Here is a 16,422-nt window from a genome sequence, read left to right on the forward strand (position 1 = left end):
TCCTCAGTGAGTAACTCAGGTTCAATGGAGAAGACCGTGTATGCCTACGGATGAATCTTCATGAAGCGCGACGCCAGAGGCAAGTTTGTTAGCAATTGGAACTTGGAGACGAAACAACGAGTGAGCGTATCTCTGACTAATACAGCATGGCGATCGCTCGATAAAGAGGCTCACAGGCGAGGAATTTCTCGCTCTGAACTCATTGAACGCTTTGCCCGCACTCTTGAAGGCGAACCGTTGTTCTCTGCCCAAGAAACTGAGAGCAAGGTAGCAACGATTCTTGAAAGCATTACGGATGCTTTTGTCGCCTTTGATCGCGACTGGCGCTACACCTACGTGAATCGGGCGGCGGCTAAAATCCTGCATAAAACGCCAGAACAGCTACTAGGAAAACACGTTTGGAATGAGGTTTTTCCTGAGCTGGTCGGTGCAATTCCCTATCAAGCACTCCATCGGGCAGTGACGGAACAAGTTCCTGTTTCCTGGGAAGAATTTGGGGAATCAGTTCAGCGTTGGATAGAGGCCAATGCTTATCCCTCGACGGCAGGGGTAGCGGTCTATTTTCGGGATGTAAGCGATCGCAAGCAAGCGGAAGCAGAACGAGAACGGTTGTTGCACGAGCTGGAAATTGAACGCACCCGCTTTGAAGCCGTTTTACAACAAATGCCTGCTGGAGTAATGATTGCCGATGCGGCATCCGGTAAGTTAGTTCTGGCGAACGAACAAACCAAGCAAATTGTTGGGTATCGGTATGAACAATTGCTTGAGCTTGAGGAATATGTACCCATTGCTCGCTTTGAATGCTTTCGCTCAGATGGTCAGATATATGCGCCTAATGAGTATCCACTGGCGCGATCGCTAAAAACAGGAGAGGTTGTTACCAACGAAGAGATGGAAGTTCATCGAGATGATGGTAAGCGCATTTTCATTAACATCAACTCAGCACCAATTTTAGATAACCAGGGGCAGATTGTTGCAGCCGTTGTTGTCTTCCAAGACGTGACGGATTACAAACAGGTTGAACAGGCATTACGAGAGAGCGAAGAACGCCTGCGATTGGCATTGACGGCGGCTCAGATGGTTGTCTGGGATATGGATTTGCAGAGCAATCAGGTGGTGTGTTCTGCCAAGGCTCTAGATGTTTGGGGTCTTCACGAAGGTACGGGAGAAGACTTTTTTGCACTCATTCATCCAGACGATCAACAACGGGTGATTCAAGCAGTCCAAGGGGCAATTGCTGAAGAACAGCCCTACAGGCAGGAGTACCGAGTGATCGATCCACACGGCATTACGCACTGGCTCAACAGCCAGGGACAAGTTTATCTCGATGCGACTGCGCGAAGAGTTCGCATGATTGGCGTTTCCGTTGATATTACAGAGCGCAAACAGATAGAAGCAGAACGCGATCGCCTTTTAAAACGAGAACAAACTGCCCGACTCGAAGCAGAAAGCGAACGCAAGCGGTTGTATGAAATCCTGATGCAGTTCCCTGCCATGATTGGCATTGTTAAAGGTTCCGATCTGGTGTATGAATTTGCCAATCCAAGCTATCTGCAAGGGACTGGGCGCACTCCAGACATGATCGGGAAATCAATGCGGGAGGTTTTCCCAGAGCTAGAGCGGCAAATTTACTTTGATGCCCTTGAGCGCGTTTACCGGACGGGAGAAACATTTATTCGGAATGAATCGCCTGCTTACTGGGATCGCAATGGTGATGGTGTGTTGGAAGAGGGATTTTTCAACTGTATCTTTCCGGCTTGGCGGGATGCTGAGGGAACCATTCAGGGCGTCTTGATTTATAACATTGAAGTGACAGCCCAGGTGCGGGCAAGGCAACAGATTGAGGAATTACTGGCAGAACTTCAGCACAAGGAGAGACAGCAGCAATTTCTGATCGAATTGAATGATGCGATTCGTGCCATTCAAGACCCCAAGGAAATTATGTGGCAAGTGGTTTGTTCCACAGGGCAACACTTCCAAGTTACTCGCTGTACATACGGTGAAATTGATTCTATTCAGGAAGATGTCATTGTCGATCGCGACTATTGCAATGGTGTAATCAGCATCGTCGGTAGCCATCACATGAATTCCTTTGGCCCTGAACTCATTGCTGAATTAAAGCAGGGCAAAACTATTGTCATAGATGATGTCGATCGCGATCCTCGGACTGCCGGAGTTGGGGCGGCTGCCTTTGACGCAATTCAAACCAAATCTCTCCTGTGTGTTCCCTTAGTGAAAGAAGGGCGATTTGTTGCATTGTTGGTGTTGCACCATGTCTGTGTCCGGTGCTGGACGGAGGAAGATGTGGTGCTAATGGAGCGAATTGCTCAAAAAACCTGGCTAGCCGTGGAGCGATCGCGCTCAGAAGAGCAATTGCGAGAAAGTGAAGCTCATCTGCAACTCGCTCTGAAGGTTGGACGTATGGGAACGTGGGATTGGGACATGCAGACCGAGGCATTGCTTTGGTCAGAAGGACACTTCACGATACTAGGGCTAAAACCGAATGAGTGCGAACCGGGCTATAAGGTTTGGGCAAGTCGGGTTCATCCCGATGACCTAGCAGAAGCTGAGGCGAAATTTCAGCAAGCCATAGCTGAAAAGAAAGAGTATCACCATGAATATCGCCTACGTTGGTCAGATGGCTCGGTTCACTGGGTGGAAGCGAGAGGAAAGTTTACTTATGATGTTCAGGGAAAGCCCAAGCACTCGATCGGAGTTGTCATTGATATCACAGAGCGCAAGCAAGCAGAAGAGGCGTTGCGTCAAGCCCTACAAAAGCTCAACTTTCATGTTGAAAACTCTCCAATGGCAGTCGTTGAATGGGATCGAGACTTTCGAGTCATTCGGTGGTCTGCTGGTGCAGAGCGCATTTTGGGCTGGAAAGCCGAAGAAATAATCGGCAAATCTTTAACAGAGATACCTTTTGTCTTTGAGGAAGACCTCGAACCGGTGACTGAAGTCTGCCAACGGCTGACCTATGGTGAAGAACCTCATATTTGTTCCTACAACCGCAACTATACGAAAGATGGCAACATTGTGCATTGCCAGTGGTATAACTCCAGTCTCAGGGACGAATCGGGACGGATGATTTCGGTGTTATCGCTGGTACTGGATGTGACGGAGCGCAAGCAAGCAGAACAAGAACGAGAACAACTGTTAGAACGCGAGCGCCTTGCCCGTTCTCAGGCAGAAGCCGCACAGCACCAACTGGCAACTATTTTTGACACGTCTCCGGTTGGACTTGCCCTGTTAGATGAAAAGCAGCGATTTATTGCCATCAACGAAGCCTTAGCAGAAATTAATGGATTAACCCGAGAACAACACTTAGGACATTCCATTCCAGAACTTTTTGGTCAATTCGATCCCCAAGTAGTTGAAGTCTTTCATCAGATCTACACCACAGGGAATCCCTTCATTTCACCAAACTTTGCGGTGAATGTTCCCGGACGCAGCGATCGCCATCCCGGTTACTACAACGTTTACTATCTTCCGACTGTTAACTCAAATGGTCAGGTTGAAGGGGTTTTAGTTTATGTAGTCGATGTGACTGAACGCGTCAGGTTAGAGCTTGCCCAACGCTTTCTGTCTGAGGCAAGTGCGGTGCTTGCATCCTCACTCGATTATCAAACGACTCTAGAGCGAGTCGCGCAGCTTACAGTGCCGAAATTAGCGGACTGGTGTACGGTTCACATGATAGAAGAGGATGGTGCGATCGAGCAGATTGCGGTTGCTCACATTAACCCTGCCAAACTGGAATGGGCACATCAGATTAGAGATAAGTATCCTATGAACCCGGATGACCCTCGCGGTGCTGCATACACATTGCGAACTGGACAACCTGATTTAGTGCCGGAGATTCCCGATGAACTGTTGGTACAGGCAGCGCGTGATTCAGAGCATTTAGAGATTCTGCGGCAGGTTGGATTCAGATCCGTAATGACGGTGCCACTACGAACTCAGGCACGAATTCTAGGGGCCATTTCCTTTATCTCAGCCGAATCTGGACGACGGTATACCTCAGCAGATTTGCAACTAGCAGAGGAACTGGCTCGTCGTGCTTCTTTGGCGATCGACAATGCTCAGTTATATCGGCAGGCTCAACGCGATCGCGCCAAAGCAGAAGCCGCTAACCGCATTAAAGACGAATTCTTGGCGGTGTTGTCCCACGAGTTGCGATCGCCCCTCAATCCGATTCTGGGCTGGACAAAATTGCTACGAACTGGGCGATTAGATGGCACAAAAACGCAGCAAGCCCTGGAAACGATCGAACGTAACGCCAAGCTGCAAGCCCAATTAATTGAGGACTTGTTGGATGTCTCGCGCATTCTGCAAGGAAAAATGACGTTAAACGTCGCTCCTGTGAATCTAGCGGCAATGATTGAGGCTGCACGGGAAACGGTACGACTGGCAGCCGAAGCCAAACACATTCAAATCCAGACCACATTTAATCCTATTTCAGGAACGGTTTCAGGCGATACCAATCGCCTCCAACAAGTAGTCTGGAACCTCCTCTCCAATGCTGTGAAGTTCACCCCAACCGGAGGACGAATCGAGGTGCAACTAGAGCAGGTTGGTATGTATGCTCAGATTCAAGTTAAAGATACGGGAAAAGGCATCACACCAGACTTCTTACCTCATGTGTTTGACTATTTCCGTCAAGAAGATGGCACCATAACCCGACAATTCGGCGGCTTGGGATTGGGACTAGCGATCGTCCGTCATTTTACCGAACTGCACGGAGGAACCGTTCAAGCAGACAGCTTAGGACAGAACTTAGGGGCTACATTTACCATCCGGCTACCGTTAAACATCGTAGAGCCGGAACCCTCTTCTGATGACAGGCACCCAGAAAGTGCGGCAGACTTAGCAGGTATTCAAATCTTGGTTGTGGACGACGATGCAGATATGCGGGAGTTGGCAGCATTCACCCTAATGCAATCTGGCGCACAAGTTGCCACAGCCGCTTCGGCTGCACAGGTCTTGACCCTCCTGAATCAATCTGTCCCCGATCTGCTGTTATGTGACATTGGGATGCCCCAGATGGATGGTTATGCCCTGATTCGGCACATTAGAAAGTGGTCACCTGAACAGGGAGGCACGATTCCAGCGATCGCACTTACTGCCTATGCTGGAGAGATCAATCAGCAGCAAGCCCTAGCTGCCGGATTTCAGATGCATATCTCCAAGCCTGTTGAACCTGATGAATTGGTAAAAGCGATCGCGCGTTTGCTGAGATCGGCCAGTTAAATACAGCTAACCATGTTCTCGATCTCTTGAACCAGTGTTTCTGGGGCTACAGGTTTGGTGATGTGCCGTTGAAAACCTGCGGCAAGTGCCTGTTGCTGATTCATCTCTCCAGCATAGGCAGTTAGTGCGATCGCAGGAATATTATTTTCTTGTTCTGATTCCAGCGATCGCACCTGACGCATGAACATATAGCCGTCCATCTCCGGCATCCCGATGTCACTGATTAGAATATCTTGCTTTGATTGGCTCAGTATTTGTAATGCAGCGCTTGCAGACGCTGCTGCCGTCACTTCTGCACCTGCTTGTTCCAAGACAAAAGCGAGAAAATCACGCGAGTCTGCGTCATCATCGACAATCAAAACCCGGATGTTTGCAAGGGGTAAAGTGTCAGAAACAGTTGTGCGAGAGTTAGTCGTAGCTGTTTCATTGTTCGGCGTGGCACTTTCCCTTCTCAACGGCAGTCTGACGGTAAAAATCGCCCCTTGTCCCTCTCCCGGACTGTCTACTGCAACAGTTCCTCCGTGCAACTCGACGAGCTGACGCACGATCGCCAACCCTAACCCTAATCCCCCAAACTTGCGGGTTGTAGTGCTATCCGCTTGTCGGAAATACTCAAACACATGGGGCAAAAAGTCTGGAGAAATTCCCTTGCCGGTGTCACTCACCTGAATTTGTGCCTCAGACCCGATTTGCTCTAATGTGATTTCTATCTGTCCCCCAATTGGGGTGAACTTAACCGCGTTGGATAGCAGATTCCACACCACTTGTTGTAAGCGGGTTGAATCACCGGAAACTTGGCCGATACCCGGTTCAAATCGCATCTGAATTTCAATTGACTTTGCCTCTGCTGCCAGACGGACTGTTTCCATTGCCGCTTTAATGATGGATGGCAAATTAACGGGACAGACATTGAGGCTCAACTTTCCTTGAAGAATTCGAGAGACATCGAGCAAATCTTCTATCAGTTGCGTTTGCAATTTAGCGTTGCGCTCGATCGTTGCTAGGGCACGATCTGTGGCTTTTTCATCCAGCTTGCGCTCGCGAAGGAGCCTTGTCCAGCCCAGAATCGGATTGAGGGGCGATCGCAACTCATGGGACAACACGGCTAAAAACTCATCCTTAATCCGGTTCGCTGACTCTGCCTGTGTGCGGGCAAGCTGTTGGGCTTCATACAGCCGAGTGTTTTCAACAGCCACCGATGCCATTTGTGCTAGTTGCACCAGAATCGCTTCGTCTTCTTCTGTAAACTCACCTTCGTACTTATCGGATAGCTGGATTAACCCAATGTTACGCCCGTCTCGCCCCACGAGAGGAGCAACCAACCAGCCGCGCATGGGGGGATGCCTGTCTGCTGCCTCGCCAAACCCTTTCCACTTGGGGTGAGCTTCCAGTTCTACCTGGGTCATTCGCATGGATCGGTTGAAATGACAGACACAGGCATAGATTCCAGATCCATCCGGCTGGTCGTTATAGTCTTGCCACTGGGCATACTTGTCGGACAAGTAAACAGCATTAATTGCCTGTGCCCAGTTTTGATCGATTGACAGGCTTGTGACCGACTGGTGAGTGCCAATGATTTGATATGCCTGCTCGGTAATCACTTGCAGCACTTGTTCAACAGAAAGGGTTGCGTTGATTGCTAAGGCTGCCTGCGTCAATCCATGCAGTTGGCGGCTGTACTGCTGCTCTTTGATCAGCGTTTGTATTCGCATCTCCTCGGCCTGCTGCCGCTCCAGTTCAGTGGCAACCCGTATGGCAAAAATTGTCAGCAGGGATTCTGCAAGCTGAACATTTTCCAACGGCTTGCCGTCCATCACGCCCAGCAACCCTAATGGTTTGCCTGCCGAGTCAAAGAACGGAATTGCCACATAGCTTTCCACGTTCAAGGGTTCTAGAAGGGGAGCTTTGGGAAATAACGCTTGCACACCACGGGGGTAGCAACACATTTTTTGTTGTCGAATGACTTCTCGGCAAGGTGTGTCCTGCAACAGATATTCAAAGTTGTCGATAATTTGACCTTGGGCACAAGCCGCGATTGTTGTAATCGCTTCATTGTCGTCTCCAGTGAGCAAACCAATATAGGTATAATCGCTTCCCAGTGCCTTTGTGAAGTGTTGTACCAGAGCCGGAAAAAATGCCTCACCCGTCACCGTAGAAACGCCCTGCGTCACCTCTAGTAGAGCCGCATCCAGTTGAGCAATTTTATGCGCTGCTAGCCGTAGCTCTAATTCGTCCACAACCACTGCCGCCAAATCTGCCAAAGTCGCTTTTTGCTCATCAGTTAAGGCATTACGCGGTTTCATATCTAACAAACAAAGCGTGCCGAGGTTAAAGCCATCTTGGGTGAGCAACGGTGCACCCGCATAAAACCGCAGACCTGGTTCATTTTGTACGAATGGATTACAGGTGAGGCGCTTGTCTTGCCTGGTGTCGGGAATGACTAGAACATCGTCATATAACAGCGCCAAGCTGCAAATTGTAGCTTCTCGCTCCACTTCCCGTAGCTCAAAGCCGTAGCAGGACTTGAACCAAGCTCTCGATTTGTCCACCAGAGAGACTAGGGCGATTGGCATATCAAACAGACGAGCCGCCAGTGACGTAATGCGATCGAATGCCGCTTCAGTTGGAGTATCAAGAATCTTGTATCGCCGCAGTGCCTCTAATCGTTCCACCTCATTTGCAGGCAAAGGGGCGGTTATTGCAATGGATGTAGGCGAAGTTTCAGTCATTGGTTTTGAGTCAACGGGCGAGTAGAGAACTGGAAATGTAAGGGGAATGAGGTTGCGTTATTCTGAGATGCCTGACCAAGGCAGCGTTAGCAGCGCTTAACGAAGTTATCGCCTGAATCAGGTCTTCTGCCCCTACAGGTTTAGAAATATGCTGTTGAAAGCCTGCGGCGAAAGCAATGGCGACCGCACAGGCATCAATCAGGGTTTGTAACGTCTGATTGCTTAAGCGCGCTCGCCTCTTGAAGCACGAGAGTTCGAGGAGGAATTAGACAAATTCAGGAAGATATAACATTTGCTATATCTAATTGTCTGTCATTAGGGGGATATATTTATCTACCTTGCAGGAGAAGTGGGTTCACAATGCCGGGGGTGTTTCTAAGCTGATGTGCATCTAAAGAGTTAAGCTTCAGCTACCTTAGTACCAAGATTTCAGGTTAATTATCAAACATATGTTTTGACTATAGTAGTGTGGGAGGATGTCACTTCTTGAGGACGAGCCTAATGCTGCTTGGCATAGATTTAGGAACAGGCTCTGTTAAGGCATTGCTCCTAGCGACAGACGGAACGGCAATGGGTGAAGCATCAAGCTCCTATCCGGTTCATGCACCCCAACCTGGATGGGCTGAGTCGGAACCTGCGGATTGGTGGTTAGCTGTTGCCTCGGCTGTTAGGAAGGCAGTGGGAAATCACGCTGAAGAGGTACAGGCGATCGGACTTTCAGGACAAATGCACGGTGTTGTCCTAGCAGATGAGTCGGGTCAGCCTCTGCGCCCTGCTATCCTCTGGGCAGATACTCGCTCTAGTGCCACGCTTAACACTTATCATTCGCTCGATGCCGCTATTCTAGAGCGCTTGGGCAACCCGATTACGGCTGGAATGGCCGGCCCCACGTTGTTGTGGCTACGAGAACACGAGGCTACTGTGTACACCGAAGCGCGTTGGGCACTCCAGCCCAAAGATTGGCTGCGGTTACGGATGACTGGAGAAGTCGCAACCGAACCATCTGATGCTAGTGGTACTTTGCTTTACGATGTTGTGTCGGACAACTGGGCAGAGGATGCAGTCTCAGCGCTGAATCTACGTGGTGATTGGTTACCAAAAATTATCGCCTCTAGTGCGATCGCAGGTTATCTAACAACTGTTGCTTCAGAGCATCTTGGCTTAAGAGTTGGCTTACCCGTTATTGCTGGTGCGGCGGATACAGCAGCGGCGGCACTTGGTAACGGACTACTAGAGCCTGGTTTGGTTCAACTCACCATCGGCACAGGCGCTCAAATCATTACACCTCGATCGCAACCAATTATCGATCGTCATGGTCGTACACATCTCTATCGAGCCGCCGTACCTAACCAGTGGTACGCCCTTGCAGCAATGCAAAATGCCGGGTTAGCGCTTGAGTGGGTGCGAGGTATCCTCGGCTTGAGCTGGCAGGAAGTCTATACTAAAGCGTTTTCTGTTCCCCCAGGATGTGAAGGGTTGACCTTTTTGCCATACCTCACGGGTGAGCGAACTCCACACCTTGACCCTTATATACGCGGGGCATGGGTGGGGCTTGGACTGCATCACACACAGGCGCACCTGATGAGGGCAGCTTTAGAGGGAGTTGCTTTTGCCTTACGACAAGGTTTTGAGGCACTTGAAGCAACAGGTTTTAAAGCGACAGAACTGCGTTTAGCAGGCGGTGGAACAGCAGAAATGCCTTGGAAACAATTACTGACCGATGTATTGAGAATACCCCTCTATTCAACTACAGTTGCTGCGGCTTCTGGACGTGGTGCTGCTCTACTGGCGGGTATCGGAATTGGCGTATACGCAGATGCTAATGACACCATCAAACTGGCACCCACACCAATGCTTGCTGCCACTCCCCAATCAGTTGATCCAACCCTAGAAGAGGCTTGGTTTCGATATCAATCCCTTTATCCACGACTTAAAAAAATGTGATAGGAGTTATGCCTAAAGGAGGAGGTACTAGAACCTATCCACAAATTACTCTTAAGCTAAGACTGTTTAACATCAGTCAAATAAAATAACTAAGTTTACTACAAGAAGAGGTAGATATTACATGAATATATTAGCTGGAATTAAGCTACCAAAATCAGCCGAAAGCGCGGATGTATATATACGGTGTAATGAATCTGCATCTATAAACTACCAGGAAGATGACAAAAAAGTTGTTTTATCTCAGGGTGGTGTTGTCTCCTCAAATTCTTACTTTAATTCGTTTTACGAGAGATTTTATACTCAATATACAACTCTTAGCTCTATCTACTACTTGCTGAAACTTGAAGGCGATTTTAAAGTTTCTGTTTACCGAGAATTTGATGGACAAAAAAATAAAGAAATTATTTCTGAAGAAAGCTTTGAGAAATGTCAATTCTCTGATCCTGTAAAAATCTCACCAATAAATCTCCTTCAAGGCAAAAAAGCGGGCAGAATATATTTTGAAATAACTTGTTCTAGTGAACATGGTGAATTTAAAGGGGCATGGATAGCAACTGATCAAAGTAAAACTAGAGAAGCCTCCTTGGGGATTGTAATTTGCACCTTTAAAAAAGAGGACTTTATACAAAATACTTTAAATGCAATTTTTCAAGATGAATTACTAGAAACCAAGGACTTTAAAGTATTCGTGGTTGATAATGGTAGAACTTTAGATGAAGCTGATTTCGGAAAGGAAAAACTGAGGCTAGTTCCTAATATAAATGCTGGTGGAAGCGGGGGCTTTACCAGAGGGTTGGTCGAAGCTTTAGAGGAAAAAAAATATTCTCATTTTTTGCTCATGGATGATGATATAGAGTTAGAAAGTGAATGTATTTATAAATTATTTCCTTTGTATGAATACGCCAATTCTGATTTTGCTGTAGCGGGTGGACTGCTAAATTTAGAAAAAAAGCATATGTTGTATGAAGCAGGAGCATCGTACAACGCCTATTCTAAAAATAGAGGATTTGGGCCTGGGGCATTAATTGCTTTAAATTATAATATCGATTTACGAGATTCTAATTCTCTCAACAGGTTGCTCAAGGAAGAAGATGTAGACTATGGCGGATTTTGGTTTTTCTCTTTTTCTAAGGAACTTGTTGAACAAACTCAATTACCGCTGCCTTTATTTATCAAAATAGATGATGTAGAGTTTGGTTTAAGAATAAAAGAGTTGGGCAATAACATTGTAGCTTTTCCATCACTGGCGGTGTGGCATCAACCAGCTTCGGCCAAGAATGTAAATTGGGAAAATTATTATTATATCCGCAATGATTTAATAGCTTATTCCATCCATTATTCTCCAGAATATATGGATGCAGTTGAGCATTTGACAAAAGTAATACTTCAGGCTTTAGCAAAATTTGATTATAATCATGTAGAGATGGTTGTAAAATCTTTTGAAGACTATTTAAAAGGTCCAGATTTTATCAAAAACTGTGATCCAGAAACCTTTCACATGAGCATTGTAAAGCTTAGTAAAAGCTATAATAACCAAAATGAGGTAGATAAATTAGCTGGTACTAACCTTTTGACTAGGTGGTTTAAAGTTGCTGCTGAAGGTATTAATGAATGGTCATCCGTAAGTACACAATGGAAAAGTGCTTCAAAGGAAATGACATCTACTATATTTTGGCAGCAATACCTTGGGCTAAAGAACTAGAATTGAGAGCCTCTATGGGTTGATCGTTGACAGCTTCGACTGCCAGCAACTCAACGATTCACAACAAAAGCGCCTTGGGATTAATGGTGGTAGTTGACACTCCCCCGTCACAGGTAGCTTGACGGGGAATTCTTCCTTCACAGCTTGATGCCAAGTAAAAGCAGTGCCTTTACTTGGTCTTACTCTAGCTCCAGAAGCTACGGAGGTATGCCCTACGCCTCAAATTCGTAAACCTTGATCTCTAATGTTTTTAGCTGCATTGATGTTTCTATCAGGGTGAGGCCCGCATTAGGGAATTCCCACTTTCTGATATCCAATGAAAGCCAATTTACAGCAGATTGCAAGCTTAGAGACGGCAATAGCAGCATTTAGAAAACCTGTTTTTTAGATGTTGAGGATTAATTAAATAAGCGTGCGAAGTGTGACCCGGATTTAGTATCAAATAGAAGCAACTTGAGTTAAATGATGACATAATCTTCGCCCACAACAGCTTGACTGACCTGTGGTTCCGGCTCTACTGGGTCGCTGTAATGAGTGTCAATGTGTTTGATGAAACTTTCCCGATAAGCTTTGAGATGCGAGTTAAGTGCTTCGATATCCTGCTCTCCTGTCGCGAAACCCCTCTCTCTTCTGAAGTGACCGGATTCCTTAACAAAAGCCATGTCCACTTGCCACAAAGCCTGATCTGTGGGGCGATATGACAAATCAACAATATCGTAAGCTGCGAATCCTTGGGACTTCATAAAACTCATTACATCATACATCTGACCGAACAAAGTAACTTCTACAATTACATATTCAGTCTGCTGCAAAATCTCAGTTGCTCCTGCTAAAACATCTAATTCCTGTCCGTCTACATCAACTTTAATTAAATACGGGCCTGGCAAATTTCTTTCCTTGCATATTTCATCCAGAGTAATTGCTGGTATGTTTCTCAAATAAGGATTACTGCTGTCAGTAACGCGATTTTCAGAAAGTGAAGAATGCACCATACCGGGACTGACGTTGAGGGTGAAAACTCCCGATTCTTTGGTCGCTGCTGCAATAATGTATTCTGCACTTTTGAGCTTGCGGCAGATTTTGGCGAGATAAGGTTCATTTTCGGCGATCGGCTCAATTAGCAAATGTCGCGAATCTGGGAAAGTTTCGTAAAGGTTAAAAGTTCCCAAAGCTGCACCGACATCAATCACAGTTTTTGGTTCAAAACCTAACTGTTTAGCCAGCAGCAAGCTGCCTGACATCGAGTTCCTGAGAGTTCCTGTTTGTTGTTGGCTCACAATTTTTTCCAGATTTCAATGTGGATATAATTAATATTATGTCTTGCAGCAGAGTTATTGTATGTCCGAATAAAGAAACGAAGAAATCGCAAACCTCGGCGATTGCTTCCCTTCGGATCGCAATGACAGAAATAGGTTTCAACTGAGATGTTGCACCATTCTCAATAAGCTTTTTATGAACAGGCAAGATGCCTGTTCCACAATATATAGTACATTTTCTTGTGGAACAGGCCGGAAAGCCTGTTCTTGAGAATGGTGCAAGATGTGAGTTTCAATGCAAGCTGCTACTATTTAGCCGACTTCTGCGCCTTGTTTTCGGGTTCGACAGATTGCAAAGCTTCGTCGAGAATTGCCCGCGCTTCTTCGGCTTTACTTCTAGCTTCTCGATAGCGGACGTTAGCTTGAGCAAAGTTTTTGAGAACCTTGAAACCATCTTTCAAACGACCAATTTCCTCGGCCGTCACAGCCTCATCTGTAAACAAAATGTCGATCGCCGCCCGGATTTTGAGTGCTTCTTCGCGGGATTCCATCACTTTCAATTTGAGACTTGCCAAATTGCTCAAAATCTGCACGGCTTCAGTAATCGCGTCCTCGCCTTCAGACGCAGCATCTTCGATATCCTTAACTTCAACAAACTGCTTGGGCCCAAATCCCTCCACGAGTTCCGTAGGCAGCTTGCCCTCATCCATGAGATCCATCAGCCGATCCATCGCTTCTTCGCGGGCTTTGGCTGAATCTTTCCCCTTGACAGTTAAAATAATTTCGGGGCTTTGAGGAAGTGTATAGCGAACCATATTTTGACAGCCTGTGCGCGAAAACAATTGAATGATATTTTATCTTTATTCGATCGCCAGTTGCAGCTATCAATCCGCTCCATTACCAACCGCTTGCCAAAACTTGACACATATACACTCAAAAGGAACCCTCGACAATGAAAGATAAATTTCTTAACTTGCTCAACTTGTTTTTAGTAGCTGATGTGTTTTTCGTCTTTGCCATTTTTGGGTGGTTTGTGATCGCAGTAGCGGGTCGATCCACTGGCGTGAATCTCGGTTTTGATTTGTGGTACAGTCTCTGGCAGCCCGTATTTAATCCCGCCCTCGGAATTCTTATGGGCGGTGCTATTCTCAGCGGTATAATTAACCAAGTTTCTAAACGCCTCAATCCCAAGTAAAATTGATGTTTTGTTGGAGACGGTGATTGGCGATGCTACTTAGTTGGCGATCGAACTTGTGGAATGCGTCATAGATGACGCACTCAATTAGGTCGATTAAGCTTGAAAATACATAAGTAGTCAAAAACGAGTGAAACGCTCCCCAAAGGAGCGATATCTTATGAAAACAATCACAAAAGTTATGATAGCTTTACATTCTGTAACAGAGTAAAGTTTATTTTCGCCTACCTATTTACGTCGAAAATCAGAATTGGACGATCGGGATCTAAAAATATCAACTCATATTCGGAGTAACAAAAGTCGGGCATTAATTATGGGAGAACAAAAATGTATCGGTATCCTCACCAGCGGAGGTGACTGTGCAGGCTTAAACGCAGTTATTCGAGCCGTTGTCCACCGCGCAACGGGAACTTACAATTGGAAAGTGATGGGGATTCGTCAAGCCACCAACGGATTGATGAGTCGTCCCCCTCAAGCAATTCCGTTGGATATTGAGAAAGTAGACTCGTGGCTCACCATTGGCGGTACGATGCTAGGCACGACAAATAAGGGCGACCCTTTTGCTTTCCAGATGCCTGATGGGACTCTACGCGATCGTGCTGAGGACATTATCGAAGGCTATCATCAACTAGGTTTGGATGCCTTAATTGGCATTGGTGGCGACGGTAGTCTTGCCATTCTCAGGAAGATTGCTCAACAAGGTAATTTGAATTTAGTTGCTATTCCTAAAACTATTGATAATGATGTCGGAATTACCGAGCGTTCCATCGGTTTTGATACTGCTGTCAATATTGCCACTGAAGCACTCGATCGCTTGCATTTTACTGCGGCAAGTCACAGTCGCGTCATGATTGTTGAAGTCATGGGACGCGACGCTGGACATATTGCGATCAGTGCCGGAATTTCTGGGGGAGCTGATATAATTCTGATTCCCGAAATCCCTTACAAAATTTCCAATATCTGCGCCCAAATCCAAGAACGCCTAGACCGGGGAAAAAACTACTGTTTAATTATAGTAGCGGAGGCCGTTCGCACGGAAGAAGGCGAGTTAGTAATGCACACAAATCGCTTAGGTCAAAGTCGATTAGGCGGAATTGGTCAGTATTTAGCTGATACAATTTCTGACTGCAGCGGTGCAGAAACTCGCGTCACCGTTTTGGGACATATTCAACGCGGAGGAACTCCTTCATCGCTAGAAAGGTTAATTGCTTCTGCTTTTGGCGTCGCAGCAGTTGATTTAATTGCCGAAGAGAAATACGACTGCATGGTATCTTGGCAAAAGCGGGAAGTTGTGAGCGTTCCGCTGGAAGATGCGATCGCCAAATACAGACCTGTAGACTTCGATGGTACTCTGGTTAAAACTGCCCGTGGTTTAGGCATTTGTCTGGGAGATTAAACAATTACCCGTCCGATTTCTCAAAGATTTAGTCCGGGACGCACTCAGAACCAAGAAACCGGGTTTTTCAACCGAGACTGAGGGTTTTAAGCCCGTGTATTGTAGTTAAAAAACCAAGGTGCTCACCTGTCGTGCTTCCAGGACTAATATTAACCTGGAAGTAGTGGCGTTTCAACTATGATTAGTGTAACTTGCAATCAGTTCCGAGCGAGTATCGACCCCGAGTGCGATCGCACTCGGAACTACAAAATACCCCAACAAGTGGAAAGGTGAGAAATTGACACCATTTACTACACAAATTAGAGTGCGCCATTACGAAATGGACGCCCTCGGTCACGTAAATAATGCTGTCTACCAGCATTATTTAGAACACGCTGCGATCGAACATTTAGAACACTTGGGATTTACACTCGATCGCTACCGGGAATTGGGCGGAGTTTTTGTAATGCGGCGGATAGAGATTGACTATTTGCGATCGGCTGCCGCAGGCGATCGATTGGAGATATCCACTTGGATCGAACAAATGCGCGGCCCGCGCGCCGTCCGCCGCTACGAAATTCGCTTAGCTGGAAATGACGAAATATTGTTAAAAGCCGAGGCGCTTTGGGTTTGGGTTGAAGTTACCACCATGCGACCGCGAGCAATACCCAAACAAATAATTGATATTTTTCAATCGCAGTTTCAAGCATTACCAACATAGAGAAAAAATCAACTATTATATTTGCAAAATCCTGTAAAAATCTATGGGTTTGTAGTGAGGACTTGAGTCCCCTATTCCCCTTTTGTAGTGAGCACTTCAGTCTTCTATTCCCCGTTTGTAGAAGTGCAAAAGGTTTATTGTACAGCGGGCCGCAAATCCCGATCGCAAAAAGTCGGAGGGAGCATCCCGCTTTTTAACTAAGCATACCTACCCATTTTAATCTCATTATTTAAATATGCACATCTGAGTCTTA

10 protein-coding genes are annotated in these 16,422 nt (G+C 46.5%); 6 read left to right on the top strand and 4 right to left on the bottom strand.

The features are described from left to right. Positions 1 to 60 precede the first annotated feature (60 nt). Positions 61 to 5,247, top strand: a complete 5,187-nt coding sequence (locus QUA70_RS08440; RefSeq protein ID WP_333348674.1) for a PAS domain S-box protein — start codon at positions 61 to 63, stop codon at positions 5,245 to 5,247. Here the strand turns inward: QUA70_RS08440 and QUA70_RS08445 are convergent. Further along, positions 5,244 to 7,976 (bottom strand): GAF domain-containing protein, encoded by a 2,733-nt coding sequence (locus QUA70_RS08445; RefSeq protein WP_333348673.1) that lies wholly within the window; start codon positions 7,974 to 7,976, stop codon positions 5,244 to 5,246. The genes QUA70_RS08440 and QUA70_RS08445 overlap by 4 nt on opposite strands. Before the next feature lie 501 nt (positions 7,977 to 8,477). Between QUA70_RS08445 and xylB the strand changes: the two genes are divergently transcribed. Further along, positions 8,478 to 9,920 (top strand): xylulokinase, encoded by a 1,443-nt coding sequence (xylB, locus tag QUA70_RS08450; protein ID WP_333348671.1) that lies wholly within the window; start codon positions 8,478 to 8,480, stop codon positions 9,918 to 9,920. Positions 9,921 to 10,041: 121 nt separating this feature from the next. Continuing rightward, positions 10,042 to 11,622 carry a glycosyltransferase gene (locus tag QUA70_RS08455; protein ID WP_333348669.1) on the top strand — a complete coding sequence of 527 codons (1,581 nt, stop codon included), beginning with the start codon at positions 10,042 to 10,044 and terminating at the stop codon, positions 11,620 to 11,622. Between the two features lie 212 nt (positions 11,623 to 11,834). Here QUA70_RS08455 and QUA70_RS08460 read toward each other — a convergent pair whose 3' ends face one another. The 3 genes from QUA70_RS08460 to QUA70_RS08470 form a co-directional block, all read right to left on the bottom strand. Next, positions 11,835 to 11,990, bottom strand: a complete 156-nt coding sequence (locus tag QUA70_RS08460) for a hypothetical protein (RefSeq protein ID WP_333410371.1) — start codon at positions 11,988 to 11,990, stop codon at positions 11,835 to 11,837. 90 nt (positions 11,991 to 12,080) lie between these two features. Next, positions 12,081 to 12,899, bottom strand: a complete 819-nt coding sequence (locus QUA70_RS08465) for an FkbM family methyltransferase (RefSeq protein ID WP_333348667.1) — start codon at positions 12,897 to 12,899, stop codon at positions 12,081 to 12,083. A 287-nt stretch (positions 12,900 to 13,186) separates the two neighbouring features. Next, the gene (locus tag QUA70_RS08470) at positions 13,187 to 13,693 is read right to left on the bottom strand and encodes a hypothetical protein (RefSeq protein WP_006634121.1); all 507 of its coding nucleotides are present in this window, start codon (positions 13,691 to 13,693) and stop codon (positions 13,187 to 13,189) included. Positions 13,694 to 13,830: 137 nt separating this feature from the next. On the opposite strand from QUA70_RS08470, the gene QUA70_RS08475 reads away from it, so the two are divergent. The 3 genes from QUA70_RS08475 to QUA70_RS08485 all read left to right on the top strand — a co-directional run bounded on the left by QUA70_RS08475 (position 13,831) and on the right by QUA70_RS08485 (position 16,169). Then, entirely contained in the window at positions 13,831 to 14,073 is a 243-nt protein-coding gene (locus QUA70_RS08475) for a hypothetical protein (protein ID WP_333140736.1), read from the top strand. A 313-nt stretch (positions 14,074 to 14,386) separates the two neighbouring features. Beyond that, positions 14,387 to 15,469 carry an ATP-dependent 6-phosphofructokinase gene (locus QUA70_RS08480; RefSeq protein ID WP_333348665.1) on the top strand — a complete coding sequence of 361 codons (1,083 nt, stop codon included), beginning with the start codon at positions 14,387 to 14,389 and terminating at the stop codon, positions 15,467 to 15,469. A gap of 277 nt (positions 15,470 to 15,746) precedes the next feature. Then, on the top strand, positions 15,747 to 16,169 hold the full coding sequence (locus QUA70_RS08485; protein ID WP_333348663.1) for a thioesterase family protein: 423 nt from the start codon (positions 15,747 to 15,749) through the stop codon (positions 16,167 to 16,169). The last annotated feature ends 253 nt before the right edge of the window (positions 16,170 to 16,422 follow it).

It is taken from the genome of Microcoleus sp. LAD1_D5 (assembly GCF_036702115.1).
Taxonomy (GTDB): domain Bacteria; phylum Cyanobacteriota; class Cyanobacteriia; order Cyanobacteriales; family Microcoleaceae; genus Microcoleus.